Origin of the sequence: Mesorhizobium sp. B2-3-12 (assembly GCF_006442205.1) — a bacterium.
Classification (GTDB): domain Bacteria; phylum Pseudomonadota; class Alphaproteobacteria; order Rhizobiales; family Rhizobiaceae; genus Mesorhizobium.
Map to the genome: position 1 here is coordinate 661,808 of NZ_VFVR01000001.1, position 17,800 is coordinate 679,607.

Below are 17,800 nucleotides of genomic sequence, written 5' to 3' on the forward strand. Positions count from 1 at the left end.
CCTCTTCCTTCTCCCCGTTCTACCGGGAGAAGATGGCCCGAAGGGCCGGATGAGGGGTGGCGCCGAGGTTGGCAAGGCTAGCGCTGCCCCTCATCTGCCTGCCGGCATCTTCTCCCCGTGAAACGGGGAGAAGGGCGCTAAACCTCTCAAAACCGCTCCAATCTCGCCCGCACCTTCACCAAAAACGCCGCCCTCGTCGCCGGCGTCGAGGCATCCATCAAATAATGCGCCAGGAAAAACGTCTTGCAGCGTCTGGCGCACAGCGCCCGCATGCCGCGCAGCAGGGTCTTGCGGCCGGGCTGGCCGACGACGACGCTCCACCAAGTCGGCGCGCCGCAGGTGGTGATGACGCCGACCTTGGTGACATGCGTCATCAGCGACTTGATCCCGCCCTTGCCCGCCGGCAGCTTGAAGGCGATGTCGGTCGCCCAAACGCGGTCGAGCCAGCCCTTGAGCATGGCCGGCAGGCCGTACCACCAGGTCGGGTAGACAAACAGGATCGCCTCGGCCCAGGCGAGCAGCGCGAAATGCGGCTGCAGTGCCGGATCCTGCGGCGCCTGACTGTTGTAGGTACGCCGCTCCTCGCAACTCATCACCGGATCGAACTTTTCGGCATAGAGATCGAGCAGCCGCACGTCCCAGCCTCGCCGCGTCAGCACATCCACGGCGGTGTCACGAATCCCTGCGCAAAAGCTCTCCGGCACCGGATGGCAGTAGACCACGAGGACCCGCATCAGAACGCATCCATGCTGGCCGCGACCTTCGTCATGAAAGCCTTGCGCGTTTCGTCGGTCGACAGGTTCATCGCGTAGTGGGCGAGGTAAGTCACCGACGCGCCGGGTTTTACGGTTGCGCGCAGCATGCGCTTGATCAGTTTGCGCGGCGGGTCACCCATCAGCACGGCGCGGAACCGGCTGCCGCCATAGGTGGTGATCGCCGCGACCTTCCTGATGTTGTGCAGCGACGGCTGCACCTTGCCTTCGACCAGCTTGAACGAAACGCCGGGCAGGAAAACGCGGTCGAAAAACCCTTTCAGGATCGCCGGAAAGCCGTAGTTCCAGACCGGATAGGCAAGCACCAGCGCATCGGCGCGCAGCAGGCGCTCGACATAAGGCGCCGCCGGATCCTCGGGGCCACGCTGGTTGTGATAGTCCAGCCTCTCCCCGCGCGTCAGCCGCGGATCGAAATCCTCGGCGTAGAGATCGCAATCATCGATCGTATGCCCCGCCGCCGTCAGCCGCTCGACGATCAACCGGTGCAGACCGGCATTGAAGCTGGTCTCGACCGGATGGGCATAGAGCACGAGGATGTTCACGGGAGAACATTCCGAAGGTCAGCGCGAGACGCCCCCCTCTGCCCTGCCGGGCATCTCCCCCTCAAGTGGGGAGATTGGCAGCTTCTGGGCCGCACCTGTCTTTCCAGAGTTGGAGATTGGCGAAAGCGGCGAAGCAAATAATCTCCCCCCTTGAGGGGGAGATGGCCTGCAGGCCAGAGGGGGGTGCAGCGCCATACGCTGGTCATCAGCTCGCCTTTTGCAGCCCCTTGAACAAAAAAGTCCGGCCGGATCGGTAGTCGTAGTCCGGGTTTTCCCAGGCGATCATCTTGCCGGGGTTGAGCAGGCCTTGCGGATCGGTCTCGCGCTTGAAGGCGAGCTGCACGGCGTCGGTCTGCTTCATGCCGCCCTCTTCCAGCGTGTAGCGGTGCGGGTTGAAGATCGGACAGCCATTGTCCTCGTGCAGGCGGATGATCTCGTCGAGCCGCGCCTCGGTGGTGAACTTGACCAGCGGCAGGCCAAAGCAGGTGATGTTGCCGTCCAGCCGCACGAATTCGAGATGCGAGAACACCTCGCCAGGGAACATCGCATCCATCTTCTCGACCAGCGCCAGCTGGTTCGGGAAAGGATAGAGCGATTGCAGATAGGTGATCGTCGGATCGACCCGCAGCGCCCTCAGCGTCGTGTGGTTCCAGGCCAGCTCATAGGCCGGCGGCAGGCCCTTTTTCTCCTCCGGCGTCGCCGTGGTGGCGTCGTAGATCACCTCGCCGCCGGCCCGGCGCGTAAAGGCCAGAAAAGCGTCCAGCCCATGCCGCGCCACCATGACGACACAGATGCTTTGCCCTTCCCTGAAAAACTTCTGGTGCCGCTTGAAATAGAGTTGCGGCACGGGTGCCGCGATCGGCGTGATCAGCTTGGTCAGAATGCCGTCCTGGCAGGCCAGCGCATTGCCATAGCGCGCCGCATCCATGAATTGGTTGAAGCCGACGATGACGTCGATCCAGTCATAGGCCGCTGTCAGCGGCATCTCGACCTCGGATATGATGCCGTTGGTGCCATAGGCATGGGTCACCTTGTGCAGGTCCTCGCCGGTGAGTTCGAGCACTTTCGGCTCGACTTCCATCGTCACCACGCTCAGCCGCAGCACATTGCCGAAATCGCGCAACCCGCCGAAGTTGATTGAGCCGACACCGCCCGAACCACCGGCGATGAAGCCGCCGATCGAGGCTGTGTTGTAGGTCGAGGGCGACAGCCTGAGCTCCTGGCCGGAATGCGCCCGCGTCGCCTTGTCGATGTCGGCCAGGATCGCGCCCGGCCCGGTCACCACGCGCCCCAGCGCGATCGACTTGATCTCGTTCATCTCGGCGAGGTTGAGCACGACCCCGCCCGACAGCGGCATTGCCTGGCCGTAATTGCCCGTGCCGCTGCCCCGCGGGGTCACCGGCACGCCATGACGGTGACAGGCGGCCAGCACGCGGATCAGTTCGGCCTCGTTCTTCGGCGTCACGATCAGGTCGCCGGTGACATGGTCGAGCTGCCGTTTCAGCACCGGGCTATACCAGTAGAAGTCGCGGCTCTTCTGCTGGACGATGGCCGGATTGTCGTCGAGTTTTATCCCGTCGAGATCGCGTTTGAGTGCCGAAACATCCATCATTCCACCATCAGCTCGCCACCATCAGCTCGTCGAGTTCGGCATAGTCGGGCAATTGCCGGTCGATCGCCCGCCCGCCACGCACGACGATGCGATCCGATTCGGGCCGCGACAGCAATTCCGTCCAGCTTCGACCTTTGAACAGGACGAAATCCGCGTCGCCGCCGGCGGCAAGCGTGCCGAAGCCATCGAGCCGCATCACCTTGGCCGGCGTCGTGGCGACCGACTGCGGCCAGTCGGCGACCGGATGGTCGAAATGCAGGATGCGCGTCGCCATGCGGTAGACTTCCAGCATGTCGAGATCGCCATAGGCATAGAAGGGATCGCGCGTATTGTCTGAGGCGACCGCCACCGCAATGTCCCTCGCCTTCATCTCGTGAAGCAGCGTCACGCCGCGCCAGCGCGGCGTGGTGCCGTCGCTCCGTCGATCCTGCAGATAGAGATTGCACATCGGCAGCGACACGATTACCAACCCGGCCTTCGCCACCTTGTCCAGCGTGTCCAGCACTTCGAGATCTGGCTGCCGCGCCAGCGAGCAGCAATGGCCGACGAGGATCTTGCCCTCGAAGCCGTTCCATAGGGCTGCCTCGGCGATCTTCTTCAGCGAGATCGCGGCGACATCGTCGGTCTCGTCGGCGTGGAAATCGAGGTCGAGCCCATGCTTGATCGCTTGCGCGAAGACGTGGTCGAGCAACTCCTCCAGGTCCGGCACCATATAGGTGACCACGCCCAGCACGCCCTTGGCGGCGGCCACCCGTTTGGCCAGCCTGTCGAACCATTTCCTGTCGCGCACGCCCTCGATGCCGAGCAGGCAGGCGCCCTGCAATTCGATGCGGCCGCGCCATGCCTCGCGCATCGCCTCGAACACCGGCCAGGAGATCTCCTCCTGCGGGGCGACGCTGTCGATATGCGTCCTGAGCGCCCTGGTGCCATGCGCGTAGGCCGAGCGCAGCGAGAAATCCATGCGCTTGGCAAGATCCTCGGCGCTCCAGCGGGCCACGCGGTCGGCGCCGGTGGCGTTCAAAGCGCCCATGAAAGTGCCATCGGGATTGGGCTTTCGCGGCCAGATATGGCCCTTGTCGATATGCGTGTGGCAATCGACAAAACACGGCAGCACGATACGGCCGCCAAGGTCGATGGCGCCGGCTGGTACCTTCGATGCGGCATGCGCGCCGATGCTGGAAATCTTGCTGTCGGCGACCGATATATCGGCGAGCGCAAAGCCATCGCCATCGAACGGCGCGTCAAAGCCTGACGTCAGCGAACGGTGAACGCGGGCGTTGGCGAAGTGGTATGAACCTGTGTTCGGAATCAAGGGCCTACCGCTCCTGCTTCAGCGCGCTCTCGTGCCAGCGCCGCAGAATGAGATGCGAAATCAGCGACAGCACGAGGAAGATCAGGATGCCGGTGAGCGAGATCAAGAACAGCGCCGCGAAAAGCCTGGGCGCGTTCAGCCGGTAGCCGGCTTCGATGATGCGCGAGGCGAGGCCCGACGACTGGCCGGTGGCGCCGGCGACGAACTCGGCCACCACGGCGCCGATCAGCGACAGGCCGCCGGCGATCTTCAGCCCGCCGAGAAAATACGGCATCGCCGCCGGCAGCCTGAGATAGCGCAGTTGCTGCCAGCGCGTCGCGCCATTGAGCTTGAACAGGTCGCGCAGATTGCGGTCGACGGAGTTGAGGCCAAGCGTGGTGTTGGACAGGATCGGAAAGAAAGCGACAATCCAGGCACACAGCAGGAGCTTGGTCGTCTGGTTGTCGACATAGATGTTGATCAGCGGAAAGATCGCCACGATCGGCGTCACCTGCAACACGATGGCGAAAGGGAAAAACGACATCTCTACCCATTTCGACTGCGCGAACAACACCGCCAGGCCGACGCCGCCGACGACCGCGAGGAGCAGGCTGAGGAAGGTGATGCGCAAGGTGACCAGCAGCGCCGAGAACAGCAGGCCGGCATCGTTGTAGAGCGTCGACAGCACCACACCAGGGCGCGGCAGTATGTATTGTGGAATCCCGTTCCAGACGCAGATGCGGTCCCACAGCCAGATCGCCAGGATCATGATCGCCAGCGGCAGCACCCAGCGGCCGATGCGCTCGAACCGCTCCTGACGCACCCGCCGTGCTTCCTCGGGGTCAAGTTTGAGCACCCCTTCGTCAATGACCGTCATGATGCGCGCCCGCCGTTGAATTGATGCCATTGACCAGAACGTCGGAGGCCTGCCGGCAGAGCGCCGCATAATCCGGCGACGTGCGAAACGCCTCGTCGCGCGGATAGGCGGCCTCGATGGCAAGTTCGTCGAACACCCTGCCCGGCCGTGCCGCCATGACGACGACGCGGTTGGAGAGAAACACGCTTTCGAACACGCTGTGGGTGACGAAGACGACGGTGAAGCGCTCGTCCTGCCACAGTTCAAGCAAGTCGTTGTTGAGCTTGAAGCGGGTGATTTCATCAAGTGCGGCGAACGGCTCGTCCATCAACAGCACCCGCGGCTTGGTCACCATGGCCCGCGCGATCGACACCCGCATCTTCATGCCGCCCGACAGTTCGCGCGGCACGGCATCCTCGAAGCCGGTGAGGTGCACCCTTTCCAGCATTTCCTTCACCGCTGGTGCGGCCTTGGCGCGAGAAATGCCCTTCAGCCTGAGGGGCAGCCAAACATTGTCGAAGACACTGGCCCACGGCAGCAGCGTCGGCTCCTGGAAGACGAAGCCGATATTGGCGCGGTCGAGCGAGCCGCCGCCGCGCCAGTCGAGCACGCCTGACGTCGGCGTCGATAGGCCGGCGATCAGCCGCAGCGCCGTCGACTTGCCGCAACCGGACGGTCCGAGCAGGCTGAGGAAATCGCCTTCCCGGATCGTCAGGTCGACGTCGCTCAGCGCCGTGACGCCGTTGGAAAACACCTTGCCGACGCCACGCAGCGCCAGCAAGGTCGGAGCGACATCCGAGGCTGGCGCTTGCGCCACCTTTTCCCTGGTCATGCCGGGGCCGGCCTATTTCTTCAGGTCGAGCCCGACACCCTTGTTGATGAAGGCCAGCGTGTAGGCCTTGGTGATGTCGATGCCTGCGGGCGTGACCTTGGCCTTGACCATCTTGTCGTAGAAACTCTTGATCCGCGCATCGGTCATGGCGCCGATGCCGAGCTTCTCGGTGTCGCCGGAATCGGCAAGGCCGAACTTCTTCATCTGCTCGATCGAGAAGGCGATCTGCTCGTCGCTCATGTCAGGATTGTCTTTCTTGATCATGTCGTTGGCGGCCTTGTTGTCGCCGTAGAGATATTTGTACCAGCCCTTGGCCGAGCCATCGACGAAGCACTGGACTATCTCGGGCTTCTTGTCGATCGTGTCCTGCATCACCTCGATCGTCGTTGAATAGGTATCCCAACCGTAGTCGGCGAGCAGGAACTGGTTCGGCACGAAGCCGCCTTCCTTCTTGACCGCGAACGGCTCCGAGGTGACGTAGCCCTGCTGGATCGACTTCTTGTTGGCGAGGAAAGGAGCGGTGTTGTAGGTGTAGGGCACGCGCTTTGAAGCGTCGAAACCGAGCTCTATGACCATCCACTGGAAGAAGGTCTGCGCGCCTTCGTCACCCAATATGTACTGCTCGGCGTTCTTCAGGTCTTCCCATTTGTCGAGCCCCTCGCCTGGGTGGGACATGATGACCTGCGGATCCTTCTGGAAGTCGGCGGCCACCACGCGCATCGGAATGCCTTGCTGGACGGCATCGAAGGCCGACAGCAGATTGCCGCCCATGTAGAAATCGATCTTGCCGGCGAGCAGCATCGGCCGGCCGCTGACCTGCGGGCCGCCTGGCATGATGGTGACGTCGAGGCCGCAGGCGGCATAGGTGCCGTCCGCCACGGCCTGGTAATAGCCGCCATGTTCCGGCTCGGCGAGCCAGTTGGTGCCGAAGGTGACTTTCTCATTCGCCGCCGCGCCCAGCGTGCTGGCCGCAAGCAGGGCCACCACCGCCACCGAAATCTTCTGTTTCAAGTACATTGACACCACCCTTTTTCGCTCCGGCGCGTCGTGCGCCGTGCTGGACACCAAAGATTCAAGAAGCAAGACACATGCCACCGGCGTCGCGCGCCGGGACCCGCCCGCCTGCACCACAGCCATCTGCAAAAGCCGGAAAGGTCGTGCTGCACCGGAGGCATCGTGCCTATTTTTTGAACGCCTGTCCACAATCGCTCCGGCAACATGCACCGCCATCTTGAGGGTGTGGCGGATCCGGTCTTAAGTGACGGTATCAGGAGATTGCCATGTTCAAGTTTCTCACCCCGAAGTCGATCAAGCCACCCTTTGCCCGCTACAGCCACGGTGTCGAGGTGCCTGCCGGCAAGCGGCTGGTGCTGTGCTCGGGTCAGGTCGCCATCACGGCGGACGATCAGATCCCTGAAGACGCCGGCGCGCAGGCCGAACTCTGCTTCCAGAACATCGCCGCCATCCTCGGTGAGGCCGGGCTGGGGATCGGCGATATCGTGCGCATCAACGCCTATGTCACCGACCGCGCGCATCTGCGTCCCTATATGGATGTCCGCGACCGGCTGTTTTCCAGCCCGGCGCCTGCCTCGACGCTGATGATCGTTTCCGGCTTCGCCCGGCCCGAATTCAAGGTCGAGGTCGAAGCCATCGCGGCCGGGTGAGAAGCGCCGGCTTAGCGCTACGAATCGACGGGCCGATGGTCTAAGGTCAAACTATCGGGGTTGGCGCCGCCCCTCATCCGCCTGCCGGCACCTTCTCCCCGTATAGTGACGGGGAGAAGGGTCTGCTCCAACGCTGGCGATCCCCTCTCCCCGTTCTTCACGGGGAGAGGGTAAGGGTGAGGGGCAGCGCCGACGCCAAATCAGTTCCGTCGAGGCACAAAATGAACGAGACAAAAAGACGCGTGTGGTGGGGCGATTACCGGACATCGGAATACGCCTCGATCGATCCCGAGGCGACGATAGCGGTGCTGCCGCTGGCGGCGATCGAGCAGCACGGGCCGCATCTGCCTGTGTCGACCGACACCTCGATCATGAACGGCATGCTCGACACGGTGATCGCCCGCCTGCCCGACGATCTCGACATCCGCATCCTGCCGGTCCAGGCGGTGGGCAAGTCGAACGAACACCTGCACGCGCCGGGTACATTGACCCTGCCGGCAACGACGCTGGTCGGGGCGTGGACGGAGCTTGGCCTTTCGATCGCGCGCGCCGGCGTGCGCAAGCTCATCGTCGTCAACTCGCATGGCGGCAATGAGGAGATCATGGGCATCGTCACGCGCGAATTGCGCGTGCGCGAGAATATGCTGGCGGTGAAGACCAGTTGGCAGCGCTTCGGCCGCCCGGCCGGCATGTATACCGAGCTCGAGGATCGTCACGGCATCCATGGCGGCGATGTCGAGACGTCGCTGATGCTGCATTTCCGGCCCGATCTCGTCGACATGGGCAAGGCCGACAATTTCGTTTCCAATGTCGCCAAGGCCGAGCAGGAATTCTCGCTGTTGCGCCAGACAGGCACCCACGCCTTCGCCTGGATCGCTGGGGATCTCAACCCGAACGGCGTGGTCGGTGACGCCAGCATTGCAACGGCAGAGAAAGGCCGATTGACCGCGGAGCATCAGGCCGATGGGTTCATCAGCCTGCTCAGGGATGTGCGCAAGGCGAGGCTCGCCGATTGGCTGAAGTAGCCGCCTAACTATCGATCTTGAGCGCGAACGGCGTGCCTTCGAAGGCGTCGGCGCCACGCCCGATCGACTGGATCGCCTCGATCATGCGGCCTTTGCGATCAAGCAGCGTGTCGGCCACCGCGATCAGCCGTGGATTGGGTGTCGCCGAGGGCGACAGCGCCCGCAGCGTTCGGGCCAGTTCGGCCTCGTCGCGTTTCGGCGCCAGTGCGGCGGCAATGATGTAGGCCGACGCCGTTGAGCGGCTGATGCCGGCGTAGCAATGCACGACCATCGGCCTGGCCCGGTCCCAGCGGCGCGCGAAGTCGAGCAAATTGCGAACATGCTCCTCGCCAGGCATGGTCATGCCGTCCTGCGCGACCGCGATGTCATGCATGACCAGATGGAGATGGTTTTCCCTCGGGATCGAGGCCGGACGCGTCACATCGGTCCCGACAGAGAGCAGCGACAGCATGTGGCCGGCACCGGTCCTTGCCACGGTTTCATCGATCTTCGCCAGCGAGCAGACATGGATCATCGTTTTGAACCCTTCGATCGATTCTCGCGCTACAACGCCCATTCGGCAAGGGCGGATTCGAGCCGCTGCCATTCCCCCTGACTCCCCGGCAGACCAGCGCGCAAGACATCAGGCCGATCGGCAAAATGCCGAAGCAGGATGCCGCTCTCGCCAAGCGCGGAAAACAGGCCGTCGGCATCGGGCAGGCTGAGATAGCGGAACAATGTGGTGCCACCCACAACAGGCGCGCCAAAGCGGCCGAACAACGCGTCGAGCCGCGCCGCCGCATCCGCCAGCGACGCCCGCATCGCATCCTGCCAGTCGATATCGGCAAGCGCGCGGATGCCGTATTCCAACGCCGGCCCGGCGACGGCCCACGGCCCGAATTGTGTCTCCAGCCGCTCGACAGTCGGCGCATCGGCAAGCGCGAACCCAAGCCGCAACCCGGCCAGGCCAAAGAACTTTCCGAATGAACGCAACACGACGATGCCGCCCTCGGCGACGTCGCCGGCGAGACTGTGTTCGCGCGGGCCGACATCCATGAACGCCTCGTCGACGACCAGCAGCCCGCCCTTGGCGCGCAGTTTGGCGGCCAGCGTCAGCAGCCGGTCACGTTCGATGACGCGCCCATCCGGATTGTTCGGATTGACGATGATGGCGAGATCGGCGTCGACAAGCGTCGCGAGATCGCCGACCTCGGCCACCTCGTGCCCGGCAATCGCCGCGGCTCGCGCATGTTCGGCATAGGTCGGCCCCAGCACCAATGCCTTTCCGGGCCGCACCAGCGATGCCACGCGCGGCAGCAGAATCTGCGTGCCAGGCGCCGCCACGACGTTGTCTGGGGAAGGCGCGCCATAGGTGCTGGCCGCGATCTCTATTAGCTCAACGCTGCGCGCGGCCTCCGGCAATCGCCACAGGGAGGTGGCGGGCAGGTCGAAAAGCGGGTAGGAGTGCGGATTGATACCGGTCGAGAGGTCGACGAAAGGCAGCACGGCATTGGGGAAAAGCGCCCTTGCCCGGCCAAGACTTCCCCCATGGTCCACCGCTCCTTCAAGAAGCTTCATGTCAGTTCTGATCGCTTTCCTGTCATTGGCCGTCGAACTCGTCCTGGGTTATCCAGACTGGCTGTTTCGCGCCATCGGCCATCCCGTAACATGGTTCGGCAGGCTGATATCCTTTCTCGATGTCAGGCTCAACCGCGCCACTGATCCCGACGCGCTGCGTCGCCAACGTGGTGTCCAGGCGCTTCTGGTCATCGTGCTGGTGCCGGCGGTGATTGGTCTTTGCCTACAGCTTGTCCTGCTCTGGTTCGTCCCCTTGGGATTGATCATTGCCGTCTTTCTGGCGACATCGCTTCTGTCGCAGAAGAGCCTCTATGAACATGTCGAAGCCGTCGCCGACGCGCTCGACAGTGGCGGACTCGATATGGGCCGGGCCGCCGTGTCGCGGATCGTTGGCCGCGATCCCGAAACGCTGGACCGCGCCGGCGTCTGCCGCGCGGCGATCGAGAGCCTGGCGGAGAATTTCTCCGACGGCATCGTCGCCCCTGCCTTCTGGACCGGTGTCGGTGGCCTTGCTGGCGGTGCTGCCTACAAAGCCGCCAACACCGCCGATTCGATGATCGGCCACCGCACTCCGCGCCATGAGGCGTTCGGCTGGGCGGCGGCGCGCTTCGACGATTGGATCAACCTGCCGGCATCACGGCTGACGGCGCTGCTGATCGTGCTGGCGGCTTTCCTGGTCAAGGATGCCGACCCCGGCAATGCCTGGCAGGCGGTATGGCGCGACGCGAAAAAACACCGCTCGCCCAATGCCGGCTGGCCCGAAGCGGCCATGGCCGGTGCGCTTGGCCTCGCGCTCGCCGGACCGCGCAGCTATGGCGGCGTCGTGGTCGACGATATCTTCATGGGCGAAGGCGGCCGCCGCGACGTCGACAGCGGCGACATCAGGCGGGCGCTGCAACTCTATCGTGTCGCCGACTATTTGCTGATTGGCCTGTTTGGCCTGGTCGCGGTGATCGCGGTCATGGCGTTCTAGAACTCGATGCCCTGCTGCGCTTTTACGCCAGCGGAAAAATGGTGCTTCGTCAGTCCCATCTCGGTGACAAGATCAGCGGCCTCGACCAAGGCCGGCTTGGCGTTGCGGCCGGTGACGACGATATGCAGGCCCTCGCGGCGGACCTTGAGCGCACCCACCACCTTGTCGAGATCGAGATAGTCGTAGCGCAGCGCGATGTTGAGTTCATCGAGCACGACGAGGCTGATCGAGGGATCGTCGATCAATTCCAGCGCCTTGGCCCAGGCGGCCTCGGCGGCCGCGATGTCGCGCTTCAGATCCTGCGTTTCCCAGGTGAAGCCCTCGCCCATCGCGTGCCAGACGACGCGGTCGCCGAAGGCGGCGAAAGCGTCCTTCTCGCCGGTGTGCCATTTGCCCTTGATGAACTGGACGACGCCGACCCGCTTGCCGTAGCCGAGCATGCGCAGCGCGAGACCGAAGGCAGCCGTGGTCTTGCCCTTGCCGGGGCCGGTGTTGACGATGAGCAGACCTTTCTCGATCGTCTTACCCGCCACCTCGGCGTCCTGCACGGCCTTGCGCTTGGCCATCTTGGCGCGATGGCGTTCTTCATCCCGATCTTTGGCGTCCTTGTCGTCGATGTCAGTCATTTCACTTCACCTTGAGCGGTAGTCCCGCCACCATCAGCAGCACCGTATCGGCGACCGCGGCGACCCGCTGGTTGAGCCGGCCGGCGTCGTCGCGAAACCGCCGCGCCAGCGCATTGTCGGGCACGATGCCTTGGCCGACCTCGTTCGACACCACGAACCACGGCCCGCGCGGCCGTGACAGCACGTCCGCCAACCGTCGGCAAACCGCGTCGTCGTGATCGGCCAGCATGTGATTGGTCAGCCACAGCGTCAGGCAGTCGACAACCACCGGCTGACCGTCCGGCAACGCCTCAAGCGCCTCGGCAAGCTCGAGCGGCGCGTCGATGGTGTGCCAGCCCTCGCCGCGCCGCGAGCGGTGCAGCGCGATGCGCTCATGCATCTCGTCATCGTAAGCTTGCGCGGTGGCGATATAGGCCCATGGCGAGGGCAATGCCGCCACCAGGGTTTCGGCGTGCGCGCTCTTGCCCGAGCGCGCACCACCGATGATGAAGGTCAGCTTGCCCAGATCAGGCAAAGCTGTCGCGCAGGTTGGCAGCAGCGCCGGTGAAGCGCCCACGCACCACGCCGACGACCGCGCCGAGCACAAGCCAGAACACCAGGTTGGTCACCGTCACCGCCACCACGAACTGATGATGCAGGCCCTCCGGGATCGGTGTCTCGAAACTGTCTGGCTGCGGCGCGCCGACAATATGCGGCGCGACGATCAGCAGGACGCCAAGGATGGCCAGCGGCAGCGATTTGCGGAAGGCGATCAGGCCGAGCCCGATCGCGGTCGCCACGACTGTCGCGGTCCACCAGATCTGCCGCGGAAGCAGTTCGGCCGCGGGCATTGCCGGCAGTTCCGGCGGCAGGCCGAGGCCGGGCGCCAGCGTGAACACGGCAAAGCCGGCCAGGCCCCAGAACACGCCCTGGCGCCAGGTGCCGATGCCGCCGGCGAATTCCGAAACCGCGACCAGGACCAGCGCGAAGCCGATGCCGGTGACGATATTGGCAAGCACGCTGAAGGCGAACCGCTCGAAGCCGTCGGCCGGCGCCCAGCCTTCATCCTCCGCCGCCGGAGCGGCTGCTTCCGCCGCCGGCGCGGCCGAGCTCATGGCATTGCCTGCCGGGGCGATTGTACTCATGGCGTTGGTATCGGTCGCGGCGGGTGCCGCGCCATGGTCATGGTGATGGCCGCCGCCGGCCTGTTCGTAGACTTCCGCTTTCAGGATCAGCGGAACGGTCGCATAGGCCTGCATGCAGGCGAGAACGACGCCGGCCACGAGCCCCGCGATCGCCGCGACGAACACGACGTTGCGAAAAAGGTTCATGATGTCAGATCCCTATCAGTGGCAGGGAAAGGCCATCGAATGGCGGTAGTCGTGGGCGGCGTTGTGGACCGCGTCGATATGCGAGAAGCCGACGAAGCCGACGACGAAGATGCCGAGCAGCGCGGCGAGCGCGAGCTGCATGAAGCGCGACTGCGAGGAGACGGAGGCGCCGAGGGAGACGGTAGCAGTGGTCATGTCTTGTCCTTTCGCCCTCCACCCGAGGGCATAGAAGTCAGTCTTTTTGCCGCCGGCAGGTCTCCTGGCTCGCGGATCAGCGCCCTTCCCCACCTTCCCGAAGAAAAATCTTCAGTGGCATATGGAGAGGACTACCGCACACAGTTGCGGGGGCAGCCACGGCATTGGGCGAAACCTCGCCCGCACCGCATTCCCTCTTGGCTCCAAAAAAAGGAACCGACGACGTTGGTGACTATAGGGAAATTCGCCGCGCGCGGCAAACCAAATTCCGACAGCCGACAGCGCAGGAGCGTCGTATCGGCAAAGCCGTTCCCATCCCGCCCTGATTGACAAACTTCATGGCCGGGTGTCGGCTGGCAACCCTCACAGGAAGCCAGCCATGCAGCCCAATGCCAGCGAGCGCGATCCCTATAACGGCCTGTCCCGAACCGAGCCGACGCTGCCCTCATCGGCATATTGGGACCAGCAGACCTATCAGCTTGATCTCGATGCGATCTGGTACAGAAGCTGGCTGCTGGTCTGCCGCGAGGCCGATCTGGCCCAGCCGCTGGCCTTTCGCCGATTCCGCATCGGCACGCAGGACATCCTCGTGCTGCGCGACGACACTGGCGAGCTGCGCGCCTTCCACAACACCTGCCGCCATCGCGGCTCGCAGCTTTGCCAGGAGAGCGAAGGCCGGCTGAAGGCACGGCTGATCACCTGCCCCTATCACGCCTGGTCCTACTCGCTGCGCGGCGATCTTGTGCGCGTGCCGTCGAAATCGCTGCCCGACGGCTTCGACAAGGCCGATCACCCGCTCTACCACGTCGCGCTCTCGGTGTGGCGGGGCTTCGTCTTCGTCAATCTTGCCGAGGGTGCCGCCGGCTCGGCGCAATCTTCCTTCGATCCCGGCTCCGGCAACCTCGGCAACTGGCCGCTCGAATCGCTGGTCTCAGGCCATGTGCTGCGCAAGGTGATGCACTGCAACTGGAAGATCTTCTGGGAGAACTTCAACGAGTGCCTGCATTGCCCTGGTGTTCACAAGGATCTGTCGCGGCTGGTGCCGATCTATGGCCGCGGCCTGATGAGCCGGCATGACGACCCCGAATGGGTGCGCCACGCCGACAATGACGCGCCGGAATTTTCCGGCGGCTTGCGTGCTGGCGCGCAGACATGGTCGCGCGACGGCCAGACGCACGGGCCGGTCTTCCCGGGCTTGACGCCGGCGGAACGCAGCGCCGGCCAGACCTATGCCACCAGCCTGCCATCGATGTTCGTCGTCGGCCATGTCGACTATGTCAGGACCGTGCGCCTAGTGCCGCTCGGTCCCGAACAGACCGAGCTTGTCGCGGAGTGGCTGTTCGCGCCCGAGGCGTTAGCCGCGACCGACATCGACAACATCGTCGCCTTCGGCACACAGGTGCTGGAAGAGGACGCCGCCATCTGCGAGGTGAACCAGAGGGGCTTGCGCTCGATGCGTCATACGGCCGGCGTGCTGATGCCCGAGGAATATGAGTTGCACCGCTTCCACAATTGGGTGCGCGAGCGCCATGTTGCGGTGACATGAGGGTAGGTTGGGTTTCAGATCAGGCCGGCTTCAGCTGAATATCGACATGCCTACAGGGATTTCGGCAGGTAGCGCCAAGTCATGAAGCCGCAAAACGCCGCCAGCAGGCTGAGCGTGACGAACACCGAGCCTAACCCGAAGAAGGCCAGCACCACCGAACAGACCAGCGGCGGCGTCAGTTCGGAAAAGTCGAGATAGGTGCGGTAGACCGCCGCCATCTGCGCCCGCTCATAGGAGCGCACCGAGCGCATGAAGGCGGTCGAGCCCAGCGCGTCGAGCGCGATGGTGAAGAAGGCGCCGCACAACAGGAAGGCGCCGGTCAGCAACGGCGCTGCCGCTCCGACCGTGCCGGCGGCCAGCAGCGCCGCCGACATGGCGAAATAGGCAAATGTCATGGTGCGCCGGCCGCCGAAGCGCTTGCCCGCCTTGCCCCAGAAGATCGCCATGAACAAAAGCGCGTTGCCGGCCGAGACCAGCAGGCCGCCGGCGATATCGCCCTGCCCGGTGATGACCATGAACAGCGGCCCGTAGACCAAGAACGTCGTCCAGAAGCAGGAACGGCCGAAGGCGATCAGCCACGCCAACCTCAGTCTCGGCTGCGCGACGAAGCGGCCGATGTTGGCGAGCGGATTGGCCGGCCGCGTCTTGCCCGGACGGATCGAGGGGTTGTCGCTCAGCCGATAGAACCAGAACAGGGCCAGCAAGGCGATCGCGAACACGGCCACCGCGCCATGCGCGGCGTAGATGCCGAAATGCGCGTAAAGAAAGATGCCGAGCGTCGGCCCGCAGGTCCAGGCAACCATCGACCACGCCATGCGCAGCGATTCGGCCTGCATGAAATCGGTCTTGCGGATGTGGTCCATGATGTAGAGGTTGAGGGTGATCGACAGCGCGCTGGCGCCCATGACACGGCACAACATCCCGGCCAGTTGCCCGGCGAGCGTATGGGTGACGAAGAACAGCGAACCGATGGCGAGCAGGCAGGCGCCTGCCGTGTAGACCCAGCGCCGGGCAAAGCGGCGGATCAGCATCGGCATGAACAAGGTTACCGACAGGCCGATCAGCGACACGACCGTGTAGAGGATCGAGACGATCTGCTCATTGTGCAGGATTTCGTAGGCCTGGATCGGGATGACCTCGACACCATGGCGCGAGCGAAGGATTCGACCGCGTAGAGCGAGGCGAAGGTGCGCGCATCCGCAGCCTTGAGGGCCGGAAGCCAGATCGGATGACGCACATGGGTGGACATTGCTTCCCCAAAGCAGAATCGTGGCACCAAATCTGCCGTGGGCATTTCAGGCCCATTAAGAGGAAACCGACGCCCGCCCGGCAAAAAGCGAAGCGGTCAAAGGCTTTCCCGCGCTGGCCCAACCCGGCGGCTGGCACGGGCGCCGTCGCGCCGCCCAGGCCAGGGCGACCGGCCTTCTTCTATCCAGGGCAACCATGATAGTCGTCTTGGAGAGGCTGAATCAGATCGCGAGACCATGAGCATCCACACGCCGACCGCACCCGCCCCTGAGCCATCGAAGCGCATCGTCGCCATCGATATCTTGCGCGGCATCGCGCTGATCGCGATGGCGAGCTACCATTTCACCTGGGATCTCGAATTCTTCGGCTACACCGATCCTGGCCTCACCGCCTTCGGCTGGTGGAAGTTCTACGCTCGCTGCATCGCCTCGACCTTCCTGTTCCTGGTCGGCGTCAGTCTCTATCTCGCCCATGGCCGGCAAATCCGCTGGAACGGTTTCTGGAAGCGGTTCGCCATGGTTGCGGGCGCGGCGGTCGCCATCTCCGTCGTTACCCGCATCGCCACGCCCGACGGTTTCATCTTTTTCGGCATCCTTCACGAGATCGCGCTCGCCAGCCTGCTTGGGCTCGTCTTCCTGCGCCTGCCGGCGCTGCTGACGCTTGTCGTCGCGGCACTCGTCATCGCGGCACCCGTCTACCTGCGCTTCGAGGCCCTCGATCATCCCTGGCTGTGGTGGATCGGCCTGTCGGCGATCAATCCGCGCTCCAACGACTACGTGCCGCTGTTTCCCTGGTTTGGCGCGGTGCTTACGGGCATTGCGGTGGCGAAATTCGCGTCCACATCAGGCATAAGGGCGCGTTTGGCGAAGCTGATGCCCGGGCGATGGTCGAACCCGCTGGTCTTCATCGGCCGCCACAGCCTGGCCTTCTACCTGATCCACCAGCCGCTGTTGATCGGCTGCGTCTGGCTGTTCTCGCAGGTGATGCCGGCGCAGGTCGAAACCCCGCAGGTCAATTTCCTGAAAACCTGCCAGCGCTCCTGCGAGCAGACGCGCAACGCAACCTTCTGTTCGAGTTATTGCGGCTGCATGCTCGAGACGCTCGAAGGTGAAGGCTCGCTTGATCGGCTCTACAACAACGATCAGACTGCTGACTTCAGGACGCATCTGTCCGATCTTGCCGCAACGTGTACCGGCAGGACCGAGGACAAGATGACGGAGGGAGGGACGCAATGATCGAGCCAAAGCCTGGGACCGAACCGAAGCCTGGGCTGATACCGTGGCCGCCGGTGATCTACGTCGCCGCCATCCTCATCAGTGTCGCGCTTGGCCTCTACGTCCCCCTGCCCTGGATCGGCGATCTCCTGGGCGACATCCTGTTCGCCGCCGGCTGGGTGGCGCTGTTCGCCGTCGCCGTACTCTGGTTCACCGCGATCCGCACCATGATACGGGCCAGGACAACGCTCAATCCCAACGCCGTGCCCGATCATCTCGTCACCTCAGGCCCCTTCGGCGTCACCCGCAACCCGATGTACCTGGCCAACACGCTGATGCTGATCGGCGTCGCCTTTGTCTCGGGCATCGCCTGGTTCTTCCTGCTTGCCTTCGTCGCCGCCTTCCTCACGCAGAAGGTCGCGATCGAGGGCGAGGAAAAAATCCTGGCGGCGAAATTCGGCAAGAAATACCGGGATTACGCCAAAAGAGTGCGGCGCTGGATTTGAGGCGGCGCGTGGTCGTCGGCAGAACAGCAG

The 17,800-nt window shown here is 64.0% G+C and carries 19 protein-coding genes, 1 pseudogene and 1 riboswitch; of the genes and pseudogenes, 6 read left to right on the top strand and 14 right to left on the bottom strand.

Annotation, left to right across the window (positions count from 1 at the left end; genetic code table 11):
• Nucleotides 1–146: 146 nt before the first annotated feature.
• The 7 genes from FJ948_RS03235 to FJ948_RS03265 form a co-directional block, all read right to left on the bottom strand.
• Complete coding sequence (locus FJ948_RS03235; RefSeq protein ID WP_140701739.1) at nucleotides 147–734, bottom strand: NAD(P)H-dependent oxidoreductase; 588 nt, start codon at nucleotides 732–734, stop codon at nucleotides 147–149.
• Nucleotides 734–1,315, bottom strand: coding sequence for an NAD(P)H-dependent oxidoreductase (locus tag FJ948_RS03240; protein ID WP_140701740.1), 582 nt, complete (start codon nucleotides 1,313–1,315; stop codon nucleotides 734–736). The genes FJ948_RS03235 and FJ948_RS03240 overlap by 1 nt, the downstream gene beginning before the upstream one ends.
• Nucleotides 1,316–1,520: 205 nt before the next feature.
• Complete coding sequence (locus tag FJ948_RS03245) at nucleotides 1,521–2,924, bottom strand: FAD-binding oxidoreductase (protein ID WP_140702238.1); 1,404 nt, start codon at nucleotides 2,922–2,924, stop codon at nucleotides 1,521–1,523.
• Between the two features lie 10 nt (nucleotides 2,925–2,934).
• Nucleotides 2,935–4,239: a cytosine deaminase gene (locus FJ948_RS03250; protein ID WP_140701741.1), complete on the bottom strand. Its 1,305-nt coding sequence runs from the start codon at nucleotides 4,237–4,239 to the stop codon at nucleotides 2,935–2,937.
• 4 nt (nucleotides 4,240–4,243) lie between these two features.
• Complete coding sequence (locus tag FJ948_RS03255; protein ID WP_140701742.1) at nucleotides 4,244–5,095, bottom strand: ABC transporter permease; 852 nt, start codon at nucleotides 5,093–5,095, stop codon at nucleotides 4,244–4,246.
• Nucleotides 5,082–5,906, bottom strand: coding sequence for an ABC transporter ATP-binding protein (locus tag FJ948_RS03260; RefSeq protein ID WP_140701743.1), 825 nt, complete (start codon nucleotides 5,904–5,906; stop codon nucleotides 5,082–5,084). The genes FJ948_RS03255 and FJ948_RS03260 overlap by 14 nt, the downstream gene beginning before the upstream one ends.
• Before the next feature lie 12 nt (nucleotides 5,907–5,918).
• Nucleotides 5,919–6,923: an ABC transporter substrate-binding protein gene (locus tag FJ948_RS03265; RefSeq protein WP_140701744.1), complete on the bottom strand. Its 1,005-nt coding sequence runs from the start codon at nucleotides 6,921–6,923 to the stop codon at nucleotides 5,919–5,921.
• 263 nt (nucleotides 6,924–7,186) lie between these two features.
• Between FJ948_RS03265 and FJ948_RS03270 the strand changes: the two genes are divergently transcribed.
• Nucleotides 7,187–7,570, top strand: coding sequence for a RidA family protein (locus FJ948_RS03270; protein WP_140701745.1), 384 nt, complete (start codon nucleotides 7,187–7,189; stop codon nucleotides 7,568–7,570).
• 221 nt (nucleotides 7,571–7,791) lie between these two features.
• On the top strand, nucleotides 7,792–8,595 hold the full coding sequence (locus FJ948_RS03275) for a creatininase family protein (RefSeq protein WP_140701746.1): 804 nt from the start codon (nucleotides 7,792–7,794) through the stop codon (nucleotides 8,593–8,595).
• Between the two features lie 4 nt (nucleotides 8,596–8,599).
• Here the strand turns inward: FJ948_RS03275 and FJ948_RS03280 are convergent, their stop codons facing one another.
• Together FJ948_RS03280 and cobD are read right to left on the bottom strand one after the other, a co-directional pair.
• Entirely contained in the window at nucleotides 8,600–9,109 is a 510-nt protein-coding gene (locus FJ948_RS03280; RefSeq protein WP_140701747.1) for a tyrosine phosphatase family protein, read from the bottom strand.
• 29 nt (nucleotides 9,110–9,138) lie between these two features.
• Nucleotides 9,139–10,152, bottom strand: a complete 1,014-nt coding sequence (gene cobD, locus FJ948_RS03285) for a threonine-phosphate decarboxylase CobD (protein WP_140701748.1) — start codon at nucleotides 10,150–10,152, stop codon at nucleotides 9,139–9,141.
• Between cobD and cbiB the strand changes: the two genes are divergently transcribed.
• On the top strand, nucleotides 10,151–11,125 hold the full coding sequence (gene cbiB, locus FJ948_RS03290) for an adenosylcobinamide-phosphate synthase CbiB (RefSeq protein ID WP_140701749.1): 975 nt from the start codon (nucleotides 10,151–10,153) through the stop codon (nucleotides 11,123–11,125). The genes cobD and cbiB overlap by 2 nt on opposite strands.
• On the opposite strand, the gene cobO is transcribed toward cbiB, so the two are convergent.
• From cobO to FJ948_RS03310, 4 genes are read right to left on the bottom strand one after another with little or no spacing between them, the layout of a single operon-like run.
• Nucleotides 11,122–11,751 (bottom strand): cob(I)yrinic acid a,c-diamide adenosyltransferase, encoded by a 630-nt coding sequence (gene cobO / locus FJ948_RS03295; RefSeq protein ID WP_140701750.1) that lies wholly within the window; start codon nucleotides 11,749–11,751, stop codon nucleotides 11,122–11,124. The two genes, cbiB and cobO, sit on opposite strands and share 4 nt — an antisense overlap.
• Nucleotide 11,752: 1 nt before the next feature.
• Nucleotides 11,753–12,265: a bifunctional adenosylcobinamide kinase/adenosylcobinamide-phosphate guanylyltransferase gene (cobU, locus tag FJ948_RS03300; RefSeq protein WP_140701751.1), complete on the bottom strand. Its 513-nt coding sequence runs from the start codon at nucleotides 12,263–12,265 to the stop codon at nucleotides 11,753–11,755.
• A complete protein-coding gene (locus FJ948_RS03305) occupies nucleotides 12,258–13,061 on the bottom strand; it encodes a CbtA family protein (protein ID WP_140701752.1) in 804 nt (267 codons plus the stop codon). The genes cobU and FJ948_RS03305 overlap by 8 nt, the downstream gene beginning before the upstream one ends.
• A 15-nt stretch (nucleotides 13,062–13,076) precedes the next feature.
• Entirely contained in the window at nucleotides 13,077–13,256 is a 180-nt protein-coding gene (locus FJ948_RS03310; RefSeq protein WP_127280551.1) for a CbtB domain-containing protein, read from the bottom strand.
• 36 nt (nucleotides 13,257–13,292) lie between these two features.
• Nucleotides 13,293–13,492: riboswitch (cobalamin riboswitch) on the bottom strand.
• A 143-nt stretch (nucleotides 13,493–13,635) separates the two neighbouring features.
• On the opposite strand from FJ948_RS03310, the gene FJ948_RS03315 reads away from it, so the two are divergent.
• Entirely contained in the window at nucleotides 13,636–14,802 is a 1,167-nt protein-coding gene (locus FJ948_RS03315) for an aromatic ring-hydroxylating dioxygenase subunit alpha (protein ID WP_140701753.1), read from the top strand.
• Nucleotides 14,803–14,852: 50 nt separating this feature from the next.
• Here the strand turns inward: FJ948_RS03315 and FJ948_RS03320 are convergent.
• Nucleotides 14,853–16,051, bottom strand: a pseudogene (locus tag FJ948_RS03320) (MFS transporter).
• Nucleotides 16,052–16,286: 235 nt separating this feature from the next.
• Between FJ948_RS03320 and FJ948_RS03325 the strand changes: the two are divergent.
• Both FJ948_RS03325 and FJ948_RS03330 read left to right on the top strand, forming a co-directional pair.
• On the top strand, nucleotides 16,287–17,285 hold the full coding sequence (locus FJ948_RS03325; protein WP_140701754.1) for a DUF1624 domain-containing protein: 999 nt from the start codon (nucleotides 16,287–16,289) through the stop codon (nucleotides 17,283–17,285).
• Nucleotides 17,282–17,770, top strand: coding sequence for an isoprenylcysteine carboxylmethyltransferase family protein (locus tag FJ948_RS03330; RefSeq protein ID WP_140701755.1), 489 nt, complete (start codon nucleotides 17,282–17,284; stop codon nucleotides 17,768–17,770). Before FJ948_RS03325 ends, FJ948_RS03330 begins: the two co-directional genes overlap by 4 nt.
• Nucleotides 17,771–17,800 lie beyond the last annotated feature (30 nt).

Excerpts from the sequence above, each read along its gene's own strand:
- FJ948_RS03235 (WP_140701739.1), bottom strand. The coding sequence starts at position 734 with ATGCGGGTCCTCGTGGTCTACTGCCATCCGGTGCCGGAGAGCTTTTGC.
- FJ948_RS03245 (WP_140702238.1), bottom strand. The coding sequence starts at position 2,924 with ATGGATGTTTCGGCACTCAAACGCGATCTCGACGGGATAAAACTCGAC.
- FJ948_RS03255 (WP_140701742.1), bottom strand. The coding sequence starts at position 5,095 with ATGACGGTCATTGACGAAGGGGTGCTCAAACTTGACCCCGAGGAAGCA.
- FJ948_RS03260 (WP_140701743.1), bottom strand. The coding sequence starts at position 5,906 with ATGACCAGGGAAAAGGTGGCGCAAGCGCCAGCCTCGGATGTCGCTCCG.
- FJ948_RS03265 (WP_140701744.1), bottom strand. The coding sequence starts at position 6,923 with ATGTACTTGAAACAGAAGATTTCGGTGGCGGTGGTGGCCCTGCTTGCG.
- FJ948_RS03270 (WP_140701745.1), top strand. The coding sequence starts at position 7,187 with ATGTTCAAGTTTCTCACCCCGAAGTCGATCAAGCCACCCTTTGCCCGC.
- FJ948_RS03275 (WP_140701746.1), top strand. The coding sequence starts at position 7,792 with ATGAACGAGACAAAAAGACGCGTGTGGTGGGGCGATTACCGGACATCG.
- FJ948_RS03280 (WP_140701747.1), bottom strand. The coding sequence starts at position 9,109 with ATGATCCATGTCTGCTCGCTGGCGAAGATCGATGAAACCGTGGCAAGG.
- cbiB (WP_140701749.1), top strand. The coding sequence starts at position 10,151 with ATGTCAGTTCTGATCGCTTTCCTGTCATTGGCCGTCGAACTCGTCCTG.
- cobD (WP_140701748.1), bottom strand. The coding sequence starts at position 10,152 with ATGAAGCTTCTTGAAGGAGCGGTGGACCATGGGGGAAGTCTTGGCCGG.
- cobO (WP_140701750.1), bottom strand. The coding sequence starts at position 11,751 with ATGACTGACATCGACGACAAGGACGCCAAAGATCGGGATGAAGAACGC.
- FJ948_RS03305 (WP_140701752.1), bottom strand. The coding sequence starts at position 13,061 with ATGAACCTTTTTCGCAACGTCGTGTTCGTCGCGGCGATCGCGGGGCTC.
- FJ948_RS03310 (WP_127280551.1), bottom strand. The coding sequence starts at position 13,256 with ATGACCACTGCTACCGTCTCCCTCGGCGCCTCCGTCTCCTCGCAGTCG.
- FJ948_RS03315 (WP_140701753.1), top strand. The coding sequence starts at position 13,636 with ATGCAGCCCAATGCCAGCGAGCGCGATCCCTATAACGGCCTGTCCCGA.
- FJ948_RS03325 (WP_140701754.1), top strand. The coding sequence starts at position 16,287 with ATGAGCATCCACACGCCGACCGCACCCGCCCCTGAGCCATCGAAGCGC.
- FJ948_RS03330 (WP_140701755.1), top strand. The coding sequence starts at position 17,282 with ATGATCGAGCCAAAGCCTGGGACCGAACCGAAGCCTGGGCTGATACCG.